Below are 14,945 nucleotides of genomic sequence, written 5' to 3'. Positions count from 1 at the left end.
GGACTTTTTTATTTTCAGTATTTTTAAAAAATTTTTATTCTTCAGGCAACCTGAAGAATAAAAATTCCGTCTTTCAGATATAAACCAATTAAACAGAGTTTGAAAATTATTCGCTTACATACTTCTGATGAAGCTGTTATTAAAAAGATACTGCAGGGAGACAGCAGGGCCGAAAAGCAGCTTTATGACCGCTATGCAGCAAAAATGCTTGGCGTTTGCAGGATGTATATTAAAGATATGCATTATGCCGAAGATGTAATGATAGAGGGGTTTACCCGTGCGCTGGATAATTTGGGCAGGTTTAGGTTTGAAGGGAGTTTTGAGGGCTGGTTAAGGCGTATAATGGTTAGGGAGTCTATTGATTTTTTACGACAGCGCACTCAGCTTTATTTTGAAGATATAACAGAAGTCGAAGTAGCGCCTGTTATAACCGATAATCAGGATATGGATGCCGAGTTGCTCCAGTTACTGATTGATAAACTTCCCGAGGGCTACCGTACCGTACTTGTAATGTTTGCGGTTGAGGGGTACGGCCACAAAGAGATAGCAGAGATGCTAAATATTAGTGAGAATACATCAAAATCACAATTGTTTAAGGCAAGGAAACAGCTACAGGAACAATTGGGAAAAGTAAGGAGGATTGAAAATGAAAGATAGAAACCTGGAACAACAATTAGCAGATAAACTGGGCAACCGAAGCATTACACCTTCGGCGAAAGCCTGGGACCGTATTGCGAATAACAGGCAACAGGGTAAAACCCAAAAGAAAAAGAAAAAAGTGTTTGCTTATTATGCGGCAGCGGCAGTGTTTTTCCTTTTAGCTTCAGGGTATGTTTTCCTTATGCAAAATAAAACCGATGTTATTATAACCGAACCGCAGGTTGTGGATGGTGGAGAGGTTAAGGCTCCGGTATTACCATCAGAAGAGGCTGTTGTTAGTAAATCTGTAGAAATAAAAGAAACGGAGGCAGTTGCTTATAAAGAGCCCGAGGTTTTAGTTAAGAAACAAAGTGTTGAGGTAGTTACTGAAAAACAGGAAATGGCTTCGGTAGCTGATCAAGAGATTGTGATAAAGAAAAAACAACCTGAATTCAATTTGCATGTTGAACCGATAGAGGCACTTGTTTCTATAGAAGAGGACAAGTTCTATGAGCAGGAAACCGATATGCTTTTAAAAGAGGCTGTGAAAGATGTCGCAGCAAACAAACATTTATCTAATACTACAAACGATACCGCTCTACTGAAAGAAGTAGAGGCTGAAATGGATGAATACTACCGTGAAAAGGCTATGAGTATATTTTCACTTAAGCATAAAACCATACGCATAGCTGTAAAAGACAAACAATAACTTCAATTTTTTAAATTATGAAACGCACCTTATTGTGTATCGCCTTTTTGGCGACAGGGATTTTTTTGCCTAAAGTTAACGCTCAAACCGAGAGTGATAGTGTAAAGGAACTATCTGTAAAAGAGAAAAAAAAGGCCGAACTGGACGAAAGAGAAAAAGAATATTATGCGAGGGTAAAGCAAAATACCCTGGATGATCTTAAGGAAGAAAAGCAGAATATTATTGAGAACGAAAAGTTTGAACTTAAAAAGATTGTTGCCGATATAGACAAGAAACTTGAAAAAGGAGAAATAAATCAGGAAAAAGCTACTGCGCTTAAAAAGGAAGCGGCAAAGCGATCGGCACTGAATATAGATAACAGGACGGCTATTATAGATAATCAGATAGCTCTTACTGAAAGAGATGTGGCAATGTACAGTTATAAGCCTAATACAGGGGCTTATGTTGCTTTGGGGATTGGTAATGTGATAGATGACAAGGGAAGCTTTTTATTGGGGCTGGATTATAAAGGGCTGGATAAAAAAACCAAGTATGATAAACGCACTTATAGGGATGTAGTGTTTAAGTCGGGATTTGTGAATGCCGTAGGTGATGGGCAAACCATAGGAGACAGTTATAAATTTTGGAGAAGTAGCGGGTTTGAGTTAGGCCTGGCTTTTAAAACAAGACTTTTAAAGGATTCAAATTATTTCAGGCTGTCTTATGGTTTGTCATACCAAATAAGTATGTACTCTCCGGGTAAGGATAAGTATTTTGTGAATGACAACGGTAAGACAATAGTACAGCAGTTTCCGTATGAGCTTAAAAACAGCTTCCTGCGAACAGAAAACCTTGTTGTGCCGGTACATCTTGAGTTTGGTCCTTCGAAGAAAAAAGAATATAAAGATTATTTCAGGTATGATACCACTACCAGTTTTAAAGTAGGTTTAGGTGGTTATGTAGGAGTGAATACAGGAGCTGTACAGCGACTGCAATATGAAATAGACGGTAAAAAGGTAGTGGATAAAAACAGGGCAGACTATAACGTAAATAAATTTGTGTACGGACTGGACGGATATGTAGGTTTTGGGGCGATTAGTCTTTTTGCACGATATGAGCTTAATCCTATTTTTGACAATTCCACTTATAAGGAACATGCCGTGTCTTTTGGAGTGAGGCTAGATTTGTAAAGGCTCCGCTTTTTTTCGTTACATTTGGGATATGAAGCTAGAATCGCAATTAGAGAAAATATCATCATTTGGGCATCTGGAGCTTTTGGCAAACCAGATTGTGGAAGGATTCATTTCCGGTATGCATAAGAGTCCGTTTCACGGGTTCTCGTCAGAGTTTGCCGAACACAAAGTGTATAATCCGGGAGAAAGTACCCGTCATATAGACTGGAAACTGTTTGCAAAAACCGATAGGCTTTATACTAAGCGTTATGAGGAGGAAACCAATTTAAGGTGTCACATTATACTGGATAACTCTTCGTCCATGCATTATCCGGCTTTAAAAGACGGACAGCCGTTTTATGAGAATAAGATAGGTTTTTCGGTATTGGCTTCGGCAGTGCTTATGGATTTGCTCAAAAGGCAGCGTGATGCGGTGGGATTAAGTGTGTATTCTGATTCGTATGAGTTTTATGCGCCCGAGAAAGGTAGTGGCAGGCACCACAGGATGCTTTTAAACAAACTTGAAGATGTACTGCAAAAACCGGGAGAAGCTAAAAATACTGACACGATTACTTATTTGCACCAAATAGCACAGAAGATGCACCGCAGGTCGATGATTATATTGTTTACTGATATGTTCCAAACCGAGGATAACGAAGCATTGTTTAATGCACTAAGGCACTTAAAACACAATAAGCATAAAGTTGTGCTTTTCCATGTAACGGATAAAAAAACTGAGTTCAGTTTTGATTTTGACAATGCTCCGCGCAAATTTGTGGACCTTGAAACGGGTGAACAGGTGAATTTATTTGCCGAAAATATAAAAGAAGAGTACGAAAAAAGAGTTGCCGACTATTTTAGGAAGATAGAGGAGACCTGTATGCAGTACCGAATTAAGTATGTTCCGGTTTCGGTGGACGAAAAATTTGAAAAAATTTTAATTACATACTTGGTTGAAAAACAAAAGTTTGGCTAAAAAGCGAAAATTTTTTTTAAAAATTTATTTGAAAAGGCTTGCAAATGTCAAAAAGCGCCGTATATTTGCACCCGTAATAATGAAACAAACAACGGCACTTACAAAGCGCCGGTTTTATTAAAAACGCTGGTTTGGTAGTTCAGTTGGTTAGAATACATGCCTGTCACGCATGGGGTCGCGGGTTCGAGTCCCGTCCAGACCGCCAGTAAAGGAGAAGTAGCCTCGCAATTGCGGGGCTTTTTTCGCCTCAAAGCATTTAAGATTAGTTGTGTTGTTTGCCCTAACGGGCTGGTTTAGTAGTTAAACCGAATGAAAGGCTTTCCATTAAATTGGAGGGCTTTTTTGATTTTAATACATTTGGTTTTAAAATCAGGTTATATGGAAATTAAAACACACCAAACAGATAATCTTACCATAGCAGAAATAATTTCTCAGAACATTATTATTACTACTGTTGAAGACGGAAAAGACCTGATAGGGAATCTGTACTATCAGGGGTTTGATAAGGTAGTGCTTCAAGAAAAGAATATCACACCTTCATTTTTTGATTTAAAAACCCGTATGGCAGGGGAGATACTTCAAAAATTTTCCAATTATAAAATCAGGCTGGCTATTGTGGGTGATTTTGATAAGTATGGAAGTAAGAGCTTAAATGATTTTATTTTTGAAAGTAATAAGGGGAGTACTGTCAATTTTGTTTCTTCTGTAGAGAAAGCTATTAACATCAATAAATAAAAAGCCTCCTTATAAGGAGGCTTTTTTGTTATAACTTACTTATTAGTTTTTAATAAGCTTATGTTTTGAAATTCCTTTGTTGGTTTGAATATTCATGAAATAAACCCCTTCGCTAAGATTCTGAATGTTTATGCTTTCGGTTTGTTCTTTTACATTAAGTATTTCACGTCCCTCAATATTATAGATGTTAATATTTTCAATAATAGTATTTCCGTCGGTTTGAATGTTTAGTATACTTTTTGCCGGGTTAGGATAAACGGTTATTGAGTTAAGGCTAAAATCATTTAAACCTAGTAGCTCTATTACTTCAGTATTTGCCGAATTTGTTATTATAGGTAAATTGTAATCAAAATAGATCCCTGCGGTTCCTGTAATCATATCGCCTATCTCTATATCCTGTACAGGTTTTATTTTATAGGCAACAAAGCCATGACTTCCTTCTTCATCGGCATCCTCGTGAGGTAGATAAATGTCATCAAAAATAAACGAAACCTGATTTCCATCTGTTATCTCTACCCTGTAATTATGACTTGCAGTTATTGGGGTAAATGTATTCCAGTCGAGGTTTTCGTGCAGTACATCCTCTATTCTTACCGTTATAGCACTCGCCGAGCCTGTATTTTGGAATCGTATTATATAATCAAGGTACTCTCCTGCCTCTTCAATATAAATTTCTTCACCCTGTACCACTCTTTTGTCATTAGGGTCAAATGAGTTTACAACCGGCTGATTGAAGCTAAAGTTGTTGTCGTTAGGTGTATTATCGTTTGTGTTAGGTGTAACTGTGGCATTAAAGCTGATTATCTCACCACCTTCTACTGTAGGAGGGGCAAATGTTTCCATGGTAATATCTACAAATTTGCTTTCAAATGGAGATATACTGCCAAGACTAAAGGTAAGTTCGTTGTCAGTCGCAGAGGAAGTTTCATGACTGGCTTCTGAAAATTGCTGTATCTCCTCATTATAGCTAAAAGAGACATAAACATCGTTCATGGTTTGTGTTCCTATATTATGAACCAGAAGACGATATTGTGAAGTAAAGCCCGGGCGCGCCTCATTTAAGGGTAATACGGTAATGTTTAGGTCGGCAACTTGCTCATTGGCAGTAAGGCAAAAATTCAATTCCTGCTCGTTGTCAAAACCTGTAAAATCTATTGTAGAAGTTTGTGGTGTAACTATAAAGTAATCGGGTACATTAAGCAGTTGTAGGGTATAACTGCCTTCCATGACACTTAAATCATATTCTCCGCTTGAACTGATCGTTGAGTAGGTAAAATTGCCATCATTTGCAGTTACTAGAAAGTTATTCGCTTTAGGGTCATCTGTATCACAACCATTATTGTTCTCGTCAAAAATTATATTTCCCGAAAGACTATTGTTTTGACAATAATAATTAAAACTGTCTCCTGATATATTCCAGTTTAACTGATTAATTAAATAATCTCTTACTGTAGAATCACAATATTTTAAACCTGTGGCGCCTAAAGATTTATTTTCAAGGCCTAATTGTGCAAATCTTAATAGTAAAGCGTCGTAGTTTTGTGAATCAAGATTACTGTCTGAAAGGAAACCGAATAAATTTATATTAGAATTAAAGTACCAGTTTGAAACATCTTGATTAAATGAATCAGCTTGAAAAAACATACTATACATGTCTAAAACATTTAATACATTCCAAGTGTCTAGTGGTTGATTAAATGATGATGCAGACCAAAACATGCCATTCATATTAGTAGTACTTGATACATTCCAGTCGTTAACAGGCTGATTAAAAGCTGATGCTTTAAAAAACATTTTACTCATATTCGTAACGTTTGATACGTCCCAGTTATTTATAGGTTGATTAAATGCTGTAGCTTCAGTAAACATGTTATTCATGTTTGTTACAGATGAGGGAACCCAATCGTTTAAAGATTCGTTAAAAGCTAATGCTCCATAAAACATATAACTCATGTCTATAACATTAGACACATCCCAATTGCTCAAAGGTTGATTGAAAGAAGTGTTATCTATGAACATGTAGCTCATGTCAGTAACATTAGATACATCCCAACCGCTTAAAGGTTGATTAAATGATGTAAGTCGGAACATATGGCTCATATTATTAACATTAGATACGTTCCAATTGTCTAATGGTTGGTTAAATGAACTGGCAGACCAAAACATACCTTGCATACTAATAACATTAGATACATCCCAATTATCCAATGGTTGATCAAAAGAAGTTGCATTTGCGAACATACCTTCCATATTTGTTATATTAGAAACGTCCCAATTGTTAATAGATTGGTTTAATGAATAGCACCCTCTAAACATTCGTGCCATATTTGTTACTTGACTTAGATTAGGAGTGTCTGTAGCATTTATGGTTAAATTGCTGCAATATGTGAATGCTTCTTCCATATCAAGCCATTCTATATCGCCCCATTGTTCTATAGATTTTATCTTTCCGCTAAGTAAGTCGTTTGATATCATTGAAAAATCAAGTCCATGAAAATTTCCTGACATAGTAATGGTGTATATCCCAGGACTACTGTAAGTGTAATAATAAGTGCTTTCAATGTTTGTAAAAACCGTTCCATCGCCATAGTCTATGGTGAAATTATTATCTTCATTAAAGGCTACAGGAACCAATATTGTTAAGTCATTATCAGATGTGCCTTGTACTTCCCATGTAGTAATAAAAGGTTCCTGTGCATTTGCCAAAAGAGAAAACATGGCAAATGAAAGTAAAAAGTAAAGTTTTTTCATGATTAGTGTGGTTTTATCACATGCAATATAAATAAAAATATAATCAACTGATTGTTAGTGTTAAAGGAAATTTATTGAAGGAGACAGTCTTTTTGAAAAATACCCATTTATAGGTATTGTTTTGTTAAAACCTAATTGTTAATTTTATGATGTAAAAGCTTATTACATAGCTTTTTAGTTTTTTAATAAATCGTATTGACATAGAAACACATTTTATTAATAACTAAATCTATACATTATGAAAACAAAAAGACCGTTTTTTGCCGCTGCAACATTAATGGCAGCAGCTTTTTTATGCTTTGCATTTACAACAAATGAAAAAGTCAACATGGTTGACGAAGGGCCATCTGGAACAGCTTATGCTGTAACATGGCAAAACAGTTCAGGCTACTGGTTTGCAGTAGGCCCTGTACAGGCGCTGTGGGCGGGTGAGAAAACCGAAGAGAAAGCTCTTGAGTATGTAGTTGGCTCAAAGGCTAAGAAAGCAAAAAAAATGAAGTATAAAGATACCTGTGGTAAGTTTAAGGTATACAACCTTGGTGTTGATTACGAATCGTATGATACCGATGCTTTAAAATATGCAAGAAAAAAAGGATATGATTGTAGCTGGCCTTAGTTCATGTTATCCTTTAATTAAAAAGCCTTTCAGAAACTGAAAGGCTTTTTTTTTGTTTTTAATTAAGAGTTGCTTTTATAATATTGCTTACTACCGGAAGTGTAGTATAGGTGTTTGGGTTTGGAACTTCCTCAATAGGTTTACTTTCATTAAGCGGAGTGCCTGCAAGGTTAAACTGGGTGATCCCGGCACCCGGATACTGGTCTAGTGCAGTACCGTCGTCATAAAGCTTTATAGAGTCGGATATGTCGCCTTTGTAGGATGCGGCTACACCATTACCCTCGGTAGCAAAAAACCAGTCGTTGCTAAAGCCATACATAGTAGCTATGGCGATACGGTCTCCGGATTCATACATTATTTCCTGAGAAACACTACCACCCGGTTGTCCGTTAATTGATGGTAGTAATACTGTAGTTTGCGACTGGGCTAATATGTAAACACTTTTTACTCCGGCTTTGTTTTCAAGTGCAGATGCCAGTACAGATGCATCTCCTTTTTGGGCAATTTCCTTTAAGCCTTCGCCACGATCGTTTTCACCGGTTTTGTAAAACGGATTCTCATCACCGCTATATACCACAACTAATATTGGTGAAAGCGGAGTGAAAATACCTGTGATTCCCTGTATGTATTCGTAAAGCGGAGCATTGTTTCCTGTTTCGGCAATATCGGTAAGTCCGTTTGCTGTAGGCTGTCCTTCCTGATATAAAGGGGCAGGGTTAAGCAGGTTGCCTCCTGCAATGTATGAAATAGCCCATACTCCCGGACTTATAGGGGTTTCGTTTTGTGTTCCGCCGGAGGTATTCATAAGAGTTAATGTGAAGTTGGAATTACCATTGTAGGTAAGGCTGGCGTTTACAAGTTGTGAAGCTGGCAGGTAGGAGTTACCCTCGGCATCCATACCGCTTATTTCGGTTATGTTGGCACTTGTTGCCTCTCCCGGATGTTCTACATCAGGTCCCGGTGCCTGATTTACCCTTGTACCGTTATCCCATAGTTTTATTTGTTGTGATACATCGCCCTCAATAGGGGTTCCGTCTTCGGTATATAAAGTGATTCCGGGATTTTCGGGAGCAAAAAACAAATCGTTAGACCATCCGTACATGGTGGCAAAACTCAAAGCCTGACCTTTTGCAGCATAAAAACTAATGCTTACAGATTCGCCGGGGAAAACAACAGGCGGAGTACCTTCTCCCTGAAAAGTGCCCGACTGTACCAGTGGTTGTGACTGTAAAACATTTTCTACCGTTAACATAGCCGATTGTGGCATTACGCTTTGTGTATCATCATCATTTTGGCACGAAACCGTAAAAAGGGCGGTTAGTAAAACCGGAATTCCCGCAGTTGCAATTTTCTTTAATTTCATAACTCGTTTTGGTTTAGATTAATATGTTAGCAAATCTATTTGTAACCTATGTCGCAGAGAATAGCAATACTTCCCGATGTATTGATGATATTTCCCGAAGTATAGTTTTTCTGCAATAAGTTGTATCGGTTAACCAGAGTCTTTAGCTGTATTTTGTTATATTAGCAAAATCAAAATTTACTGCAAAACACCTTACCATGTTTAAAAAAATTGTTTACGGCTTTCTTGTAATTCTTCTGGCACTTTCTGTTTATCTGTATATCTCGGTTAAGCAACCCTATGGTATTATTGCATTAGGATTTGTTGTAGGAGGTTTACTTTCAATGGCTTTGCTTAAAATAAAATGGTTAAGAGTTAGCTTAGTTGTGATTTTTTCTTCAGCAGGTTTATATTCTGTTACAGAAGGCTGTTATTTTATGCTTGATACTAATTTTAAAAGGCAAAAGTTTAATATTGAAACGGCTGTACACTTTGAAAAAAATGGTTTTGAAGATGCCCTTGCCAAATCTAAACAGGAAAATAAATACATATTTGTTGATTTTTATACGGGATGGTGTACACCGTGCCTGCATATGGTTCAGCATATTTTTACAGATGACCAGGTGGGGGATGCCATGAATGAAACCTTTGTTAATCTAAAATATGATGCAGAGAAAGGAGATGGCGTTGAGCTTGCCAAGCGTTATAATGTTCGTGGTTACCCTACATGTTTAGTGCTTGACAGTGAGGGGAATGTTGTTGAAAAAGTAGGCGGAAACCTGGTGCCTCGCAAGGATGATTTAATAGCTATTGCAAAAAAATATAAACGTCATTGATTGTTATATTACTGCGTAGTGCTGTTTCTTTCCTGAAAATTTCCTTATTTTTGGCTGATACGCCAAAACGTTTATCCCTACAATGAAGAAAGCAGTTGTTGCATTATCACTTTTACTATTGGGTTCTTGCCAGTATTTTGATAAAAAGGTGCCCAGTGAGGAAGAATTGCTGCAAAAACGCCGCGCCGAAATCAATATGGATGAGGTTAGTTCCTATCCGTCTATTGGTGAGTGTGACAGTGTAATGGACAAGGAGCAGAAAAAAGAATGCTTTTTCTCTTCCATGACCCGTTTGGTACAGGAAAGACTGGATGCCGATACCCTTTTGCTTCTTTATCCTGAAATTGATACCATACAGCTTAAAGTAACCATATTTCGCGATGCTACTCTTGCTTTTGAAACCGAGTTTCCTAAAGACAGTGTGGGCTATGACCGAACTAAAATAGACAGCCTTTTGCGTAGCAGGCTCAGTGATTTTCCTGCTGTAGAACCGGCATCAAAAGAAGGAATTCCTGTAAAGAGTCAGTTTATTTTACCGGTTATAATTAACGTGGAGTAGTATTGGTTTTAAACCTAAACACAAAATAGCTCCCTATACTTACCGGTATTACGATGTTAAGCAGCCATTGTAATGTGGCAGCAAATACGACCACCCATTCATTAATTCCCATTTTACCGAAAAACAATACAGCAACACTACCGCGAACGGCAAAATCAAAAAGCTGGAATGTAGGCAGTGACGATCCTAAAAAATATACGGCTGTAATAGCAGCAATCATTTCGGGGTAGGGTTCATGTATACCAAACAAAAGGAATAAAAAATAATGCTGATGTATAAGGCAAAAATATCTGGCGAAGGCAAGCAATATGTTTTTACGGTGTATTTGTTTTGGCAGGGCATTTACCTTGTTAACTATTTTTTGAACCGAATATCCTTTTAAGGTAAAGTTACGGGCAGTGAACAGTAGCACGATTACAACAAAAACTATTGCTAATAAAATTAGCAAATAGCTGGAAGGTAAAATACCATAATAGGTGTTAAATACGGCAAGTCCTGTTAGTCCGGCAAAAACAGCTATAATTAATTGGATGCCATTGCAAACAAGGTTAAGGAAAACAATATTTTTTGTCTGTGTTTTTTCGAAGTACAATGCCTTGGCAGCATATTCGCCTATTCCGTTTGGGGTAAACAGAGCTGCAGTCATCGCAGCGAGTACCTGTGCAGCCGACTCTCTTAATTTTATCTCCTTAAAAGAAGAAACTAAGTTTTGCCATTTTATAATTTCCAAAAAACGATTTAGGAAGGTTAGCGTTATAATAACAGCCGCAAGAATAAAAGAAGTACTTCCGTTAAAAAGGTCTTTTAGTTTTATCCAGTCGGGACTGTTGTCTCCTGCAAGCCTGCTGTATATAAAATAAAATGCGCCGCTAACTATTAAAAGTTTAACGACTACAGTTAGGAAATGCTTAGCTTTGCGGGACAGTGTAATCATAACTACAAAATAAACAAATTAAATTGGCAAACGAGCGTATCATATTAGGTATTGACCCCGGTACTACCATAATGGGATTTGGTCTTATTAAGGTAGTGAATAAGAAAATGGAATTTATTCAGCTAAACGAACTTCAGTTGGGTAAATATGATGACCATTATTTAAAGCTTCGCCATATTTTTGAAAGAACCATTGAGTTAATTGATACCCATCATCCTGATGAAATTGCCATCGAAGCACCTTTTTTTGGTAAAAACGTACAGTCTATGCTAAAACTGGGCAGAGCACAGGGCGTAGCTATGGCTGCCGGACTTTCCAGACAGATACCCATAACCGAGTATGAGCCAAAAAAAATTAAAATGGCGATAACGGGTAATGGTAATGCCAGTAAAGAGCAGGTAGCAAAAATGCTGCAACAGTTACTGGGACTTAAGGAAATTCCTAAAAACCTAGACAGTACCGACGGACTAGCCGCTGCGGTTTGTCATTTCTTTAATTCGGGTAAAACTGTTGTTGGTAAAAGCTATTCAGGATGGGATGCTTTTGTTAAGCAAAATACCAACAGGATAAAATAACAACCATGGCAGGTATTTATATTCATATTCCTTTTTGCAGGCAGGCATGTCACTATTGTGATTTCCACTTTTCTACTTCCATGAAGAAAAAGCAGGAAATGATAATGGCACTTGCTAAGGAAATTAGCATAAGGAAAAATGAATTTGCAGGTCAAACGGTAGAAACCATTTATTTTGGCGGAGGAACACCATCGGTATTAACCAATCAGGAAATAGAGTTTCTTATCAATACGGTTCTGGAAAACTATACCGTGACCGGTAATCCTGAAATTACCCTTGAGGCCAATCCGGACGACCTCTCAATTAACCGCATAACCGAATTAGCAAATTCCCGAATAAACAGATTAAGCATTGGGATACAGTCGTTTTTTGAGGATGATCTTAAAATGATGAACCGTGCACATAATGCTCAGCAGGCTAGTGAATGCCTTACCGAAGCGGTTAAATATTTTGACAATATTTCTGTAGACCTTATTTATGGTGTTCCGGGAATGACAAACGAGCGTTGGCTGCAAAATGTAGATAAGGCGTTGTCTTTCGGGGTACCTCATATTTCGAGTTATGCTCTTACGGTAGAACCCAAAACAGCACTGCACAATTTTGTACAAAAGGGTATCATTGCCCAACCGAGTGACGAGGTTGCTCATGAGCATTTTATGTTACTTACCGAAAAACTTCAGGAAAACGGGTTTGTACATTATGAGCTTTCCAATTTTGGGAAAGAAGGTTACTTTTCCCGTAACAATACAGCTTACTGGCTTGGGAAAAAATATTTGGGTATAGGGCCTTCTGCCCATAGCTATGAAGGAATTTCCCGTAGCTGGAATATAGCAAACAATGCTCTGTACTTAAAAGCAATTGAAAATAATCAATTACCTGCCGAAAAAGAAAAGCTAACCGTAGCCGACAGGTATAACGAATATGTAATGACAGGCTTGCGTACCATTTGGGGCGTATCTATAACAAGGGTAGAGCAGGAATTTGGTTTGCTGTACAAAAAGCACCTGCTTACTGAGGCTGCTAATTTTATTAGCAATGATTTGCTTTCGCTTCAGGATAATGTTTTAAAAACGACCTCAAAAGGAAAGTTTCTTGCTGACGGTTTAGCCAGTGACCTGTTTTTTATAAATTTGGAATAGCATAAACAAACAAAATATGAAAGCTACCATACAGCATAACAATACTACTTATACTATTGATTTTTCAAGCCCTATAGATATTTCCATCCCTTTAACCAATACCGATGCTAATCCTATTGCTTGGTATATAGATAAGCCGGTTATCGAACCCGTAAAAATGGGTGACTGGGTGGGGAAGGTGAGCGAGGGTTCGTCTACAAATTTTAATAATATATTTTTTAACCCGCACGGTCACGGTACACATACCGAGTGCCTGGGACATATAACGAAAGATTTTTACAGTATAAATCAGGCGCTAAAGCAATTCTTCTTTTTAGCCGAAGTAGTTTCGATTACTCCTGAGGTATATGATGAGGATCTTGTTATTACCCGCGGTCAGATTGCAGATGCACTGACAGGCAAATCGCCGGAAGCAATTGTTATCCGTACCCTGCCGAATGAAGCGATTAAAAAATCTAAAAACTACAGCAATACCAATCCGCCTTATCTGGAAGAGGCAGCTGCGACTTATATACGTGAGTGTGGTATAAAGCATCTTTTAATCGATTTACCTAGTGTGGATAAAGAGAAGGACGAAGGGAAGCTGGTTGCACACAAAGCTTTTTGGAACGTTAAGGATGTAAATAACCTTAATACCGATGCCAGACATGATGCTACCATTACCGAAATGATTTATGTAAACGATGAGGTTAAGGATGGGAGTTATTTACTAAATTTACAGATAGCATCTTTTGAAAACGATGCCAGCCCAAGTAAACCCATATTGTACAAACTGTAATGAAAGGACTTATAAAACTGGAAGAAGCCGCCTTGTTTTTGTTGGGGATCTATTTTTTTAGCCAACTGGATTATGCATGGTGGTGGTTTTTGGTGTTACTCCTGGCGCCTGATTTTTCGATGATAGGCTATGCGTTTGGCAATAAGGCCGGAGCGTGGGCTTATAATTTTTTTCATCACAGGGGAGTAGCAATACTGCTGTATTTAGCCGGAATGTATTACTCCAGTCAGTTATTACAGCTAATTGGTGTGATATGGTTTGCACACTCCAGTATGGACAGGATGTTTGGATACGGACTCAAATATGAAAACGGATTTAAATTCACCCATTTGGGAGAGATAGGTAAAAACTAAGCAACTATAAACCATGAATATCCAGTCTTACTACGATTACTGCCTTGCCAAGAAAGGCGTTACCGAGCATTTTCCGTTTGATGAAGATACACTGGTGTTTAAAGTGGGTGGAAAAATGTTTGCCCTTTCTTCACTAAAAGGATGGGAGGCCAATACACCTTCAATAAACTTAAAATGTGATCCCGACAGGGCAGAGGAGTTTCGTGCCGAGTATGAGGGTATAAAACCCGGTTACCACATGAGCAAGGTGCACTGGAATACGGTTACGGTAAACAGCGATGTTCCGCAAAAGCTTTTACTGGAGCTTATAGATCATTCGTATGAACTGGTGTTTAAAAGCCTTACCAAAAAACTACAGGCAGAAATAAGTGGTAGTTAAGGCAATAAGTAAGCAGGATAAGATGTTATTCTTTGTTTGACCTTACTTAGATTATGGAAACCACTACTAATATTGAACAGCTTATACCTCACCGATACCCTTTTTTATTTGTTGATGAAATTGTTTCGGCAAAAGACAATCAAATTGTGGGTACGGTAGTTTTTGATTCAGAAAATTTACTTTTAAAATGGACTTTTCCCGGAAAAGGTGTAGTACCAAATACTATACTTTTAGAATCTATGGCACAATGCGGAGGAGCAGGTGTAAGGCTACTGGGCGTTAGCAAAGGGATTTTTGCCCTGGCGCACATAGAGCAGTCGGCTTTTTTTGATGTTGTAAAATACAACGATGAGGTTAGGCATGAAATCACCAACATACGGATGAGCGAAAAAATAATCAAACAAACAGGCAAGGCCTATGTAGGAGATACCCTGGTTATGGAAGCTACCTGGATGTCTATAAGGATTGATTAA

17 protein-coding genes and 1 tRNA gene are annotated in these 14,945 nt (G+C 37.8%); 15 read left to right on the top strand and 3 right to left on the bottom strand.

The annotated features are described in order from the left end of the window. The first annotated feature begins 99 nt into the window (after window positions 1-99). The 6 genes from GN157_RS03535 (at window position 100) to GN157_RS03510 (ending at window position 4,210) form a co-directional block, all read left to right on the top strand. Window positions 100-657: an RNA polymerase sigma factor gene (locus GN157_RS03535; RefSeq protein ID WP_157481742.1), complete on the top strand. Its 558-nt coding sequence runs from the start codon at window positions 100-102 to the stop codon at window positions 655-657. After that, window positions 647-1,348, top strand: coding sequence for a hypothetical protein (locus GN157_RS03530; protein ID WP_157481741.1), 702 nt, complete (start codon window positions 647-649; stop codon window positions 1,346-1,348). The genes GN157_RS03535 and GN157_RS03530 overlap by 11 nt, the downstream gene beginning before the upstream one ends. A gap of 17 nt (window positions 1,349-1,365) precedes the next feature. Then, window positions 1,366-2,517: a hypothetical protein gene (locus GN157_RS03525; RefSeq protein ID WP_157481740.1), complete on the top strand. Its 1,152-nt coding sequence runs from the start codon at window positions 1,366-1,368 to the stop codon at window positions 2,515-2,517. Window positions 2,518-2,548: 31 nt separating this feature from the next. Beyond that, the gene (locus GN157_RS03520; protein ID WP_157481739.1) at window positions 2,549-3,475 is read left to right on the top strand and encodes a DUF58 domain-containing protein; all 927 of its coding nucleotides are present in this window, start codon (window positions 2,549-2,551) and stop codon (window positions 3,473-3,475) included. A 128-nt stretch (window positions 3,476-3,603) separates the two neighbouring features. Next, window positions 3,604-3,680: transfer RNA gene (locus GN157_RS03515), tRNA-Asp, on the top strand. Window positions 3,681-3,853: 173 nt separating this feature from the next. Further along, window positions 3,854-4,210, top strand: coding sequence for a DUF4180 domain-containing protein (locus tag GN157_RS03510; protein ID WP_157481738.1), 357 nt, complete (start codon window positions 3,854-3,856; stop codon window positions 4,208-4,210). 42 nt (window positions 4,211-4,252) lie between these two features. Here GN157_RS03510 and GN157_RS03505 read toward each other — a convergent pair whose 3' ends face one another. After that, window positions 4,253-6,961 carry a BspA family leucine-rich repeat surface protein gene (locus GN157_RS03505; protein WP_157481737.1) on the bottom strand — a complete coding sequence of 903 codons (2,709 nt, stop codon included), beginning with the start codon at window positions 6,959-6,961 and terminating at the stop codon, window positions 4,253-4,255. A 238-nt stretch (window positions 6,962-7,199) separates the two neighbouring features. Between GN157_RS03505 and GN157_RS03500 the strand changes: the two genes are divergently transcribed. Further along, window positions 7,200-7,577: a hypothetical protein gene (locus tag GN157_RS03500; protein WP_157481736.1), complete on the top strand. Its 378-nt coding sequence runs from the start codon at window positions 7,200-7,202 to the stop codon at window positions 7,575-7,577. 58 nt (window positions 7,578-7,635) lie between these two features. Here the strand turns inward: GN157_RS03500 and GN157_RS03495 are convergent, their stop codons facing one another. Beyond that, window positions 7,636-8,940 (bottom strand): spondin domain-containing protein, encoded by a 1,305-nt coding sequence (locus GN157_RS03495; RefSeq protein ID WP_157481735.1) that lies wholly within the window; start codon window positions 8,938-8,940, stop codon window positions 7,636-7,638. A gap of 197 nt (window positions 8,941-9,137) precedes the next feature. Between GN157_RS03495 and GN157_RS03490 the strand changes: the two genes are divergently transcribed. After that, complete coding sequence (locus tag GN157_RS03490) at window positions 9,138-9,755, top strand: thioredoxin fold domain-containing protein (protein WP_157481734.1); 618 nt, start codon at window positions 9,138-9,140, stop codon at window positions 9,753-9,755. An 82-nt stretch (window positions 9,756-9,837) separates the two neighbouring features. After that, complete coding sequence (locus GN157_RS03485; protein ID WP_157481733.1) at window positions 9,838-10,314, top strand: hypothetical protein; 477 nt, start codon at window positions 9,838-9,840, stop codon at window positions 10,312-10,314. Here the strand turns inward: GN157_RS03485 and GN157_RS03480 are convergent. Next, window positions 10,301-11,248, bottom strand: a complete 948-nt coding sequence (locus tag GN157_RS03480; RefSeq protein WP_157481732.1) for a lysylphosphatidylglycerol synthase domain-containing protein — start codon at window positions 11,246-11,248, stop codon at window positions 10,301-10,303. The two genes, GN157_RS03485 and GN157_RS03480, sit on opposite strands and share 14 nt — an antisense overlap. Before the next feature lie 23 nt (window positions 11,249-11,271). On the opposite strand from GN157_RS03480, the gene ruvC reads away from it, so the two are divergent. The 6 genes from ruvC to GN157_RS03450 are packed head-to-tail and all read left to right on the top strand — an operon-like array spanning window position 11,272 to window position 14,945. Next, complete coding sequence (ruvC, locus tag GN157_RS03475) at window positions 11,272-11,823, top strand: crossover junction endodeoxyribonuclease RuvC (protein ID WP_157481731.1); 552 nt, start codon at window positions 11,272-11,274, stop codon at window positions 11,821-11,823. Between the two features lie 5 nt (window positions 11,824-11,828). After that, entirely contained in the window at window positions 11,829-12,962 is a 1,134-nt protein-coding gene (gene hemW, locus GN157_RS03470) for a radical SAM family heme chaperone HemW (protein ID WP_157481730.1), read from the top strand. Between the two features lie 16 nt (window positions 12,963-12,978). Beyond that, window positions 12,979-13,740, top strand: a complete 762-nt coding sequence (locus tag GN157_RS03465) for a cyclase family protein (protein WP_157481729.1) — start codon at window positions 12,979-12,981, stop codon at window positions 13,738-13,740. Beyond that, window positions 13,740-14,093, top strand: coding sequence for a DUF4260 domain-containing protein (locus tag GN157_RS03460; RefSeq protein ID WP_157481728.1), 354 nt, complete (start codon window positions 13,740-13,742; stop codon window positions 14,091-14,093). Before GN157_RS03465 ends, GN157_RS03460 begins: the two co-directional genes overlap by 1 nt. Before the next feature lie 13 nt (window positions 14,094-14,106). Further along, window positions 14,107-14,472, top strand: coding sequence for an MmcQ/YjbR family DNA-binding protein (locus GN157_RS03455; RefSeq protein WP_157481727.1), 366 nt, complete (start codon window positions 14,107-14,109; stop codon window positions 14,470-14,472). A 53-nt stretch (window positions 14,473-14,525) separates the two neighbouring features. Continuing rightward, the gene (locus tag GN157_RS03450; protein WP_157481726.1) at window positions 14,526-14,945 is read left to right on the top strand and encodes a 3-hydroxyacyl-ACP dehydratase FabZ family protein; all 420 of its coding nucleotides are present in this window, start codon (window positions 14,526-14,528) and stop codon (window positions 14,943-14,945) included.

Source organism: Flavobacterium rakeshii (genome assembly GCF_009741375.1).
GTDB classification, from domain to species: Bacteria; Bacteroidota; Bacteroidia; order Flavobacteriales; family Flavobacteriaceae; genus Flavobacterium; species Flavobacterium rakeshii.
This window is presented reverse-complemented; position numbering and strand designations above follow the sequence as displayed.

Coding starts and splice junctions, on each gene's coding strand:
- GN157_RS03520 (WP_157481739.1), top strand. CDS start 2,549: ATGAAGCTAGAATCGCAATTAGAGAAAATATCATCATTTGGGCATCTG.
- GN157_RS03495 (WP_157481735.1), bottom strand. CDS start 8,940: ATGAAATTAAAGAAAATTGCAACTGCGGGAATTCCGGTTTTACTAACC.
- GN157_RS03480 (WP_157481732.1), bottom strand. CDS start 11,248: ATGATTACACTGTCCCGCAAAGCTAAGCATTTCCTAACTGTAGTCGTT.
- GN157_RS03455 (WP_157481727.1), top strand. CDS start 14,107: ATGAATATCCAGTCTTACTACGATTACTGCCTTGCCAAGAAAGGCGTT.
- GN157_RS03490 (WP_157481734.1), top strand. CDS start 9,138: ATGTTTAAAAAAATTGTTTACGGCTTTCTTGTAATTCTTCTGGCACTT.
- GN157_RS03525 (WP_157481740.1), top strand. CDS start 1,366: ATGAAACGCACCTTATTGTGTATCGCCTTTTTGGCGACAGGGATTTTT.
- GN157_RS03450 (WP_157481726.1), top strand. CDS start 14,526: ATGGAAACCACTACTAATATTGAACAGCTTATACCTCACCGATACCCT.
- GN157_RS03505 (WP_157481737.1), bottom strand. CDS start 6,961: ATGAAAAAACTTTACTTTTTACTTTCATTTGCCATGTTTTCTCTTTTG.
- hemW (WP_157481730.1), top strand. CDS start 11,829: ATGGCAGGTATTTATATTCATATTCCTTTTTGCAGGCAGGCATGTCAC.
- GN157_RS03460 (WP_157481728.1), top strand. CDS start 13,740: ATGAAAGGACTTATAAAACTGGAAGAAGCCGCCTTGTTTTTGTTGGGG.
- GN157_RS03500 (WP_157481736.1), top strand. CDS start 7,200: ATGAAAACAAAAAGACCGTTTTTTGCCGCTGCAACATTAATGGCAGCA.
- GN157_RS03465 (WP_157481729.1), top strand. CDS start 12,979: ATGAAAGCTACCATACAGCATAACAATACTACTTATACTATTGATTTT.
- GN157_RS03510 (WP_157481738.1), top strand. CDS start 3,854: ATGGAAATTAAAACACACCAAACAGATAATCTTACCATAGCAGAAATA.
- GN157_RS03485 (WP_157481733.1), top strand. CDS start 9,838: ATGAAGAAAGCAGTTGTTGCATTATCACTTTTACTATTGGGTTCTTGC.
- GN157_RS03530 (WP_157481741.1), top strand. CDS start 647: ATGAAAGATAGAAACCTGGAACAACAATTAGCAGATAAACTGGGCAAC.